We start from the raw sequence: 9,460 nt of genomic DNA on the forward strand, positions 1-9,460 counted from the left end.
CGCGTGAAGAATATCCGCGGCACGCTCTCCTGCGACGTCAAACTGGAAGGAACGCTGTCAAACATGCGTCCCGGCGGGCCTATTCGTGTTTATAATGCAACGTTTGCCTTGCCGGAATATGGCACAGCTTATCATGATCTGTTTTTCGTCGTGAGTTTGGCGTCGAACGCCCTCGACATGTCGAGTTTTAGAGTTGAAAGCGATAAGGGCAAGCTGGAGGGGAACGTTAAAATTTCCTTGGATCACGAGGGCAAGGTGAGCACGCTCGAGGGTTCGGTGTTTGCGCAAAATTTTCCACTTTCAAAAACCAGAGATTTGGAGCTGCGCATCGACAGCGATTCGACGCGCATTACCGGCGATGCCAACGGGTTGCGCTATGCCGGCGCCGTCACCGTCAAACGCGCGATTTATTCTCTCAGCAGCATGCAAACCGGCAAGATTTTGGAAATCGACGAAGCCGAATTGCAGCAAATCCTCAACACCAATGCGGAGGAGAAAGATAGCACGTTTGCGCGCTTGCTGCAGCATGTCAGCGGCGAATTGAAGATTCGCATGCCGCGCAACACCTGGATTCGCGGCCCGGAAGTCAATCTCGAACTCAACGGCGAATTGGATCTCGTGCAGGAAGGCGAAACGTATCTGCTCTTCGGCGCCATTGATATCGCGCGCGGCACCTATGAGCTTTACGGCAAGAAATTCACCGTGCGCAGCGGCAAGCTGATTTTTCAAGGTGATCTCGACACCGCGATTCAAATCGATTTGCTGGCGTCTTATGTTTTTCGCCAGGGCAAGGAAAAGCATGAGATGTTCGTCAACATTACCGGCAGCCTTTCCAATCCGCAGGTGGTGTTTTCATTGGACAGCGAGAATACCACGATCGAGCAAAAAGATGCGATCTCGTATATTCTCTTCAACGCGCCGGCGCAGGGCAGCGGCATTAGCCTCGCAGGCTCGGCCAGCGGCGTGGTTTCCGGGCTGGTTTCGCAACAGCTCTCCAAAACACTCGGTGAAGGCTTGAATCTTGATGTGATCGAATTCGGCGCTGGCGAGAATTTAACCCCCGGCTCTGTGTTGGTTGGAAAATATATTACCAACGATCTTTTCATCAGCGTCAGCCAGGATTTCAGCTCGTTCAATTCTGCCGAGGCGTTGCGTGTGGCTCTCGAACTGGAGGTGCTGCGCGAGTTTTTTTTGCAGGCTACGCGCGGCGGCAAAGATGAAACAGACACCGGTTTCGATGTGATCTGGAAAAAAGAGTGGCAATGAAACGAGCAGCCGGTTTGGCGATTTTACTCGCCGGTTGCGTGACCGTGACGCATGTGCGTGATGTGTTGGAACTGCCGCCGCCGCAGCAGGTGCAAAGCCGGCGCGAGGGCAATACCGCAACGATCTTTTGGCAGGCCGGCGCTGAAAACCGGCAAGCGGATTTTGACGGTTATTTGCTTTATGTTTCACCTCGCAGTTTGGCGACGGCGCCGTTGCGGGACATGCCTGCGCCGATCGTGATTGCAAAGGGCTTGACGGAACACACAATTGTAATCGGCGATTCGCTGCCGCTTTTCATCCACGTGCGCAGCCGCGCCGGCCGCAATAAAATCAGCTTGCCCTCGTTGCCGGAATTGATTATAAAGTAGAACCAGCAGCACGGCAAGGAATTGTGTGGCAGGAGGATAAGTAGGCTCGTGAACTGTTACCTTAATTTGTAAGAGCACCCGCTCGAAATGTCAGACGAATCTTGTGAAGTACTCGGCATAACGCCTGCAACTTCACAAGGTACCTTCTGGATGACCTACAGTGTGGGATAAGCTTTTTCAGGTACCAGCACACTAGTTGATTCGTAATCCGTTTTCAGAGTACCCAGCATCCAGTAATCAGCGACAAGTAATCAACAATAAGTAATCAACAATAAGTAATCAACAATAAGTAATCAACAATAAGTAATCAACAATAAGTAATCAACAATAAGTTACCAGCATCCAGGAATAAGTACCCACCAACCATTATCAAGCAACTATGTTTGTCGATTCAGCAAAAATATATGTCGAAGCCGGGCGCGGGGGCAGCGGTTGCATGAGTTTTCGGCGCGAGAAGTATGTTCCCAAGGGCGGGCCGGACGGCGGCGACGGCGGGCACGGCGGCGATGTCATACTCGAAGTCGATAAGAATTTGCGTACGCTGCTAGATTTTCAGATGCGCAAACACTTTCGCGCGGAACGCGGTGAGCACGGCAAAGGCGCAAACAAAACCGGACGCAACGGCCAGGAGATAGTTATTCGCGTGCCGCCAGGCACTGTCGTTCGCAATGCGGAAACGAGTGAGATTCTGGTAGATATGGTCATCGTGGGCGAGCAATTCGTCGTTGCACGCGGCGGGCGCGGCGGCTGGGGCAACGCGCGTTACGTCACCTCCACACATCAAGCGCCGCGCGAATGGGAGCCGGGCGAGTTGGGTGAGAGCATGTGGCTCATGCTCGAATTGAAACTGCTTGCCGATGTTGGGTTGGTTGGCATGCCGAACGCGGGCAAATCGACGCTGCTCTCGCGCATTTCCGCAGCGCGCCCCAAAATTGCGGATTATCCGTTTACCACGCTCACCCCGAATTTGGGCGTCGTGCGCTATCACGATTCCCAGAGCTTTGTGGTGGCCGATATTCCCGGGTTAATCGAAGGCGCGCATCAAGGCCGCGGCCTGGGCATTGATTTTTTGCGCCATATCGAGCGCACCGCCGTGCTGGTGATTTTGATCGAAGCCGTTTCCGAAAACATGCAAGCAACCTATGAGGCTTTGCTCGCCGAGTTGCAGGGTTATGATGCCACGCTGCTTGCGAAACCGCGCCTCGTGGCCATCACCAAAATGGATTTGAGCGAGGACAAAGATATTGGCGCGGATTTTTTGCAGAGTCTGAACTATCCGGCCTGCCGGATTTCGGCGGTTACCGGTGAAGGTTTGCCCGAGCTTTTGGATTTGATGTGGAAGGCTGTGAATCAGACGCTATGATTTTAACCGGGGGTGGCTTTGCAGCGAGCAGAACTTGAAGCGTTGGTTGCGCTTTTGCAAGTGCCGGGCATCGGCTCGGCGCGTGTGCGCGCATTGGTGAGTCATTTCAAATCCGTGCATGCCGTTGCCGCCGCGCCGTTGGCGGCATTGTGCGAGGCGCCCGGCATCGACCGAACGCTGGCGCACGCGATCAAAACGTCTGAAGCGCGTGAATTTGCCCGCCGTCAGCTTGATCTTGCGCAGCAGCGCGGCTGCGAGTTGATCACGTTTTGGGATGACGATTATCCCGCCCTGCTCAAAAAGATCAATGATCCGCCGGTTTTACTTTACCTAAAAGGCGCTTTGCAGGCCGCCGATCAAAACGCCATTGCCGTCGTTGGCACACGCGCGCCAACGCAATACGGCAAAATGGTGACTGAAAAAATCGCAGCGGATCTCGTGGCGCATGGCATCACGATCGTGAGCGGGTTGGCGCGCGGCGTTGACACGGCGGCGCATCATGCGGTTGTGCGCAGCGGCGGCCGCACGCTGGCGGTGTTAGGCTCGGGATTGGATGTGGTCTACCCCGCAGAAAACCGCAAACTGCTGGAGGACATTGCGCGCAACGGCGCGGTGATATCCGAGTTTCCTCTTGGCGCCAAACCGGATGCCATGAATTTTCCGCGCCGGAACCGCATCATCAGCGGATTGTCGCTGGGCGTCATTGTCATCGAAGCGGGCCGCGAGAGCGGAGCGTTAATCACCGCCAACTTTGCGCTCGATCAAGATCGTGAAGTGTTTGCCGTTCCGGGCAGCATCTTCAGTCCGAAAAGCGCAGGCCCGCACCAACTTTTGAAAGAAGGGGCAAAGCTGATTCAATGCGCTGATGATATTCTAGAAGAACTCAACAACCAGTTGGAACTTTTTTCACCCCGGCATATTGCGCCCGAGGTGCCGCTGACTTTGGACGAGAAAAGCCGCAGCGTTTATGATTTGATTTCGCATGAACCGTTTCACATCGACGCTTTATCAAAAAAAGCAATGTTGCCGGGGCCGCAGTTAATGGCCATTTTGCTGGATTTGGAATTGCAGGGCATCATCAAACAATTGCCCGGAAAATTTTTTGTGCGAAGCTGATAATCGCCGCATTAACCTCGAGCTTAGCGCTTAATTGGTCAACATGCTTGAAAAGAATTTGCCGCCCGACAAGCTGGAAACCACTGTCACCTATCTCGAAATGCTGGCGCCGCCGGCGAGATTGGCGGCGCGCAAACCGGCGCCGGAGAATACTCTCATCATGCGCGCTGTGAAACCGCCGGTTTCATTTTATCGGTATCTTTACAATACGGTCGGCGCTGGGTGGAATTGGGTTGCACGCCGCAAACTCAGCGATGAAGCCCTGGCCGCCCTTGTGCAACATCCGCACATCGAGATTTATGTGCTTTACGCCGGCGGCGTGCCCGGCGGTTATGCCGAGCTTGATTTTCAGCACTGGCCTGAAGTCGAGCTTGTCTATTTTGGGTTGATGCCGGAATTCATCGGCAAAGGGTTGGGTTTCCATTTGATTGACGAAATGATCGAACTCGTCTGGCAGCGCCAGGCAAAACGCTTTTGGCTGCACACATGCACGCTTGACCATCCCGGCGCGCTGCGTTTTTATCAAAAGGCCGGTTTTACGCCTTACAAAGAGGAAACAGAAGTGGTCGACAAGCTTGACTCTTAATCAGTGCTTTCTGGCAGAAAAAATTTTTGCTTTATTGAAAAAGTGATTGCAGTGTAACGCAGAGTGAAACCATCTCATTGAGCAAGCAAACTCATGGACCAACAAGAATTCAAAGAAACTCCGGCAGAGTCGCGTTTTCGACGCTATGCCAGTTGGGCCGCCGTGATCGGCGTGGGTATGTGGGCATGTTACTTTCTCGGATTCTTGGTTTATCATTCCGTCACCCCGACGACCACCGAGCATAGCTGGTTTTTGCAGATTATCGAAAAGCACTACGCGGCGGTGGTCGGCGTGCCGTTGTCGGCCATCACGGCATTTTGCATTGTGTTGCTGTTGAAAATCGTGAATTCCGGGCCGATTGAAATGGAGGCGCTGGGATTCAAATTTCGCGGCGCTGCCGGGCCGGTGATCTTGTGGATATTTTGCTTTCTCGCAACCATACTCGGCCTTTACTTGTTGTGGGGCAAGTGAGCATCATCTTGCCACGGCTGTAATTTTTCGCGCTTGACTTTGAAGTCCGCGTTACGTATTCTTGCGCGCGTTTTGACCGACGGTGTGATCATCACAAAAAAATCATGAAAAAAGCATTCAAGAAAAATTTGCGTTGTGTGTTCTTCCTTTTGATCGGTCTCAATCTGGCTGCAACGTTGCCGCCGGCTGGGATGATCAGCAAGTATTTTCTGGAAAAAAGCGGTGATCCGGCGTTCAATATCGTCTTGACCACGATTGGCAACGCAGAAGTCTCTGCTGCGAATTTTATCATTCCCAAAGCCGGGCACGACCTGACGCTGGCCGGCGCGAAGCGCTTGCTGGAGAGCGCTAATTTCAGCGTCCGCCATATGCTGGCGATGGCTCAAATCAAATTGTTTGCCGGACTGAACAATTATTTTCTCCAAAACGATCTGCGCTTCAACACCCCTCTTATTGCGTTTCGCCAGCCCCACAGCGAGCATTCCTCCGAAGGGTGATTTCCTTTCAACCGGTTTCAATCATTTTTGAAAAACTACTCGGGCAAAATGTTTTTGCTTTGAGAACTCGTGCGCCTGACTCGCAAACACGCGCCTGCGTTTATTGTTGCTCTGAACCATCTGTGCTCAGATGCGGCGCGGCTCTTTGGGTTGACTCACGAAACGCCGTTTTGGTGTGAGGCGCATGCTCAACTCGCATTTGTCAATGCACGGCTTTGAAAGGAAATCCCCATGTCATACAATGAAATTCTCCTGGCGATTATTGGCGGCGGCTTGCTTGTTGCCATGTTGTACATGTTTGTCCGTGTTATACTTTCGCCGTCTTCACGCCCGTCAGAAACGAAAACGCCGCCGCCAGAAGCCGGCTCTGCGACTTCGAAAAAAGCAAAGGCATGAATGTGCTCTTTTTTTGTTTTAGCGGCGGCAACTGGCCGGGCACGCATGTGGCCGGCCAAAACATTCATCGAAATTTGGCTTGCGGGAATTGAAATTTATACTATGTTGAGGTGGAGCGTGATGCGAATGAGATCTCAACAAACGCCCCCTGAAAGGCCTCAACTTCACAAGGATCAGCATGACAACTGGTAAGGCGCCGCGCCAACTGCATGAAATCAAGCTCCTCCCCCTCAAAAAAAAATCTTTCTTCTCCGTCGCGATCAAGCGCTTGCAATACGCTGGCCTCGCCGTGTTTCTCGCGTGCGCGGTGTTTCCCGTTGCCGCCGCTTCCGGGAAAAGTCAAGCGCTGGAGGCTGCGCCTGTTGTCAGGCTGAATGCTGCGACAGAAGAATCCGCTCCCGGTGAACCTGGCGATCTCGGCGCTTCGCTGCCGCTGTGGAGCGGTTTTCCGTTCGCAGGCATTTTGTTATCCATCGCGCTGTTCCCTTTGCTCGCGCCACATTTTTGGCATCATCATTACGGCAAAGTGACGGCCGTGTGGGCGCTGGTGTTTGCGCTGCCCTTTGTGCTGCAGTATGGCGGCGTTGCCGCGCACGAAATTCTTCACATTTATTTTAAGGACTATATTCCTTTCATCATTTTGCTCTGGGCACTTTACACCGTGGCCGGCGGCATTTTGCTGGAAGGCGCGCCTGCTGGCACACCGGCGGCGAACACAGGCATGCTCGCCATTGGCATTATCATCGCGTCGTGGGTCGGCACTACCGGCGCCTCGATGTTGCTGATTCGTCCGATGCTGCGCATGAACAAGGAACGCAAAAGCAACGTTCACGTGTTCGTGTTTTTTATTTTCCTGGTGAGCAATCTCGGCGGCTCGCTCACGCCGCTCGGCGATCCGCCGCTGTTTCTCGGCTTTCTGCACGGAGTGCCGTTTTTCTGGACGATGACCTTGTTTCCGGAAATGTTTGCCGTCTCGGCGATCGTGCTCAGCCTGTTTTTTATCTGTGATACTGTTTTATACAAACGCGAGGGGCCAAAATCGCACCGCAAAACCTCCGCGACCATGCGCCTGCGCGGCTTGCATAATTTGATCTTTCTCGCCGGCGTCATCGGCGGCGTGCTGTTCAGCGGTTTGGTCAAGTTGGGAGAATTCAACATATTCGGGGTGCATCTCGCTACGCAAGACGTGCTGCGCGATCTCTTTCTCGTTTTGATGGGCTGGTTGAGCCTGAAATTCACCGCCAGGGAAATTCGCGAGGGCAATGGTTTCACTTGGGGGCCGATTCAGGAGGTGGCGATTTTGTTCGCCGGCATTTTCATGACGATCATTCCGATGCTGGCGATGCTGCGCGCGGGCAGTGCCGGCGCGCTTTCATTCATCATTGATGCGGTGCGTGAGCCGTGGCATTACTTCTGGGCCAGCGGCAGCTTGTCAAGCTTTCTCGATAATGCGCCCACCTATCTCACGTTTTTGAGCACCGCGCTGGGGCAATTTTATCCCGGAAAATCCGAGTTGGAATCGGTGCACATGTTGATTGCCGAAAATGAAATTTATCTCAAGGCGATCTCCTGCGGCGCCGTGTTCATGGGCGCGAACACCTACATCGGCAACGCGCCGAACTTCATGGTGAAATCCATCGCCGAAGAGAACGGCATCAAGATGCCGAGCTTTTTCGGATACATGTTTTATTCGCTGGTCATTTTGATCCCGACTTTTGTGTTGATAACGTTGATGTTCTTTTGATGGTTGTTTCCTGGAATGATCATGCGAAGGCCGGTGCATGATGGGGCTAACCTGTTTTTCATCCCAGGGCGCAGAGGGTTGCGCTGATTGTCCAAAACCCGTTTGGCATGATGTCCACAAGCCTACTGTTTCGGAAGGGAGAGTTGCATGGCGCGACACACCAAAATTTTTCTGGGTTTGATCCTGGGCGCGATTGCCGGCGTGCTGTGCAATAAGTTTTTGCATGACTCGGCCATTGTGGCATTCCTCCAAAAATATCTGAGTGATCCGCTCGGCAAGATTTTTCTCAACATGCTGATCATGGTGGTCATTCCGCTGGTGTTTTCGAGTCTCGCGCTGGGCGTGGCGCAAATCGGTGATCTCAAACAACTCGGACGCATCGGCGTGCGCACCATGCTGTATTTTTTGATGGTCACGGCCATCGCGGTGACGATCGGGTTGGTGCTGGTCAACACCATTCGCCCGGGCGATTACTTGCCGGCAGAAACGAAAGACCAGTTGATGGCGCAATACGGCAAGGAAGCTTCTGAAAAAATGGGCGCCGCCGAGCGGGCGAGCACGGAATTTGGCATTCAAACGCTGGTGAACATCGTGCCGCGCAATCCCGTCGCTGTGGTGGCGCGCCCCAATCCCGACATGTTGGCGCTGATTTTTGTGGCATTGATGGCAGGCATTGCGCTCACGCTGATCGTGCAGGACAAAGCGCAACCGGTGATCCGGCTGCTCGAAGGGGTGAATGAGATTTCGGTCAAGATCATCAATATCGCGATGAAACTCGCGCCTTACGGCGTCGCGGCGCTGATCTTCAGCGTCACCTCGCGCTTCGGCTTCGATTTGATTGTTGCCCTCGGCATGTATGTCGTCACCGTTATCGTTGGCCTGGCGCTGCACCAATTTGGCGCGCTTGCTGTCCTGGTTCGCTTGTTCGCGCGCTACAATCCGCTGAAATTTTTTCGGAAGGTGGAGACGGTGATGCTCACGGCGTTTTCCACCAGCTCGAGCAACGCGACGTTACCGACGACGATGATGGTGTCGCAGGAGAATCTCGGCATTCCGCCCAAAATCGCCGGCTTCGTCATTCCGCTGGGCGCAACCATGAACATGAACGGCACGGCACTGTTCGAAGGCGTGACTGTGCTGTTTATCGCGCAAGTCTTTGGGGTGAATTTGGATTTGACGACGCAATTGATCGTCGTTATTATGAGCGTGCTTACGGCCGTAGGCGCTGCGGGTGTGCCCTCCGGCTCGATTCCGTTGTTGATTCTGGTATTGCAAATGGTGCACGTGCCGCCGGAAGGCATCGCCATCATTCTCGGGGTTGATCGCATTCTCGACATGTGCCGCACCGTGTTGAATGTCACTGGCGACATCACCTGCGCGGCATATATCGCGCGCTCGGAAGGCGTGGCATTGAAAGAGTGATACCATAAGCCGGATGTAAAAAAGCTTTCTGTAAGCGGATTTCTTGGTAAGCGGATAAAGCAAGGGCGGTATCCGCTTCCAGAAAAGTCTTTGCTTTTGAAGCAACGAATTCACTCTTACAGCGTTTTTCAAATGCGTGTGCAGGATTCGTAGTCCTGCCCCCTCGTGGGGCATTGTTGCAACCGCGAATTTCATGGCTTCAACAGCCGCCCACAAGGGGCGGGGACTACA

9 protein-coding genes are annotated in these 9,460 nt (G+C 53.5%); all 9 read left to right on the forward strand.

Going from position 1 to position 9,460, the window contains the following annotated elements; genetic code table 11:
• On the forward strand, positions 1-1,266 hold a 1,266-nt coding region (locus FBQ85_20875), incomplete at its 5' end, for a translocation/assembly module TamB (GenBank protein MDL1877593.1).
• A complete protein-coding gene (locus FBQ85_20880; protein ID MDL1877594.1) occupies positions 1,263-1,634 on the forward strand; it encodes a hypothetical protein in 372 nt (123 codons plus the stop codon). The genes FBQ85_20875 and FBQ85_20880, both read left to right, overlap by 4 nt.
• A 379-nt stretch (positions 1,635-2,013) precedes the next feature.
• The gene (gene obgE / locus FBQ85_20885) at positions 2,014-2,997 is read left to right on the forward strand and encodes a GTPase ObgE (GenBank protein MDL1877595.1); all 984 of its coding nucleotides are present in this window, start codon (positions 2,014-2,016) and stop codon (positions 2,995-2,997) included.
• Positions 2,998-3,009: 12 nt separating this feature from the next.
• Positions 3,010-4,113, forward strand: a complete 1,104-nt coding sequence (dprA, locus tag FBQ85_20890; GenBank protein MDL1877596.1) for a DNA-protecting protein DprA — start codon at positions 3,010-3,012, stop codon at positions 4,111-4,113.
• A 43-nt stretch (positions 4,114-4,156) separates the two neighbouring features.
• Positions 4,157-4,699 carry a GNAT family N-acetyltransferase gene (locus FBQ85_20895; protein MDL1877597.1) on the forward strand — a complete coding sequence of 181 codons (543 nt, stop codon included), beginning with the start codon at positions 4,157-4,159 and terminating at the stop codon, positions 4,697-4,699.
• Between the two features lie 93 nt (positions 4,700-4,792).
• A complete protein-coding gene (locus FBQ85_20900) occupies positions 4,793-5,170 on the forward strand; it encodes a hypothetical protein (protein ID MDL1877598.1) in 378 nt (125 codons plus the stop codon).
• Between the two features lie 104 nt (positions 5,171-5,274).
• Entirely contained in the window at positions 5,275-5,667 is a 393-nt protein-coding gene (locus tag FBQ85_20905; GenBank protein MDL1877599.1) for a hypothetical protein, read from the forward strand.
• A 574-nt stretch (positions 5,668-6,241) separates the two neighbouring features.
• Entirely contained in the window at positions 6,242-7,807 is a 1,566-nt protein-coding gene (locus tag FBQ85_20910) for a sodium:proton antiporter (protein MDL1877600.1), read from the forward strand.
• Positions 7,808-7,954: 147 nt separating this feature from the next.
• The gene (locus FBQ85_20915) at positions 7,955-9,229 is read left to right on the forward strand and encodes a dicarboxylate/amino acid:cation symporter (protein MDL1877601.1); all 1,275 of its coding nucleotides are present in this window, start codon (positions 7,955-7,957) and stop codon (positions 9,227-9,229) included.
• Positions 9,230-9,460: the final 231 nt, after the last annotated feature.

The sequence above is a fragment of the Cytophagia bacterium CHB2 genome (assembly GCA_030263535.1).
GTDB lineage: Bacteria > Zhuqueibacterota > Zhuqueibacteria > Zhuqueibacterales > Zhuqueibacteraceae > Coneutiohabitans.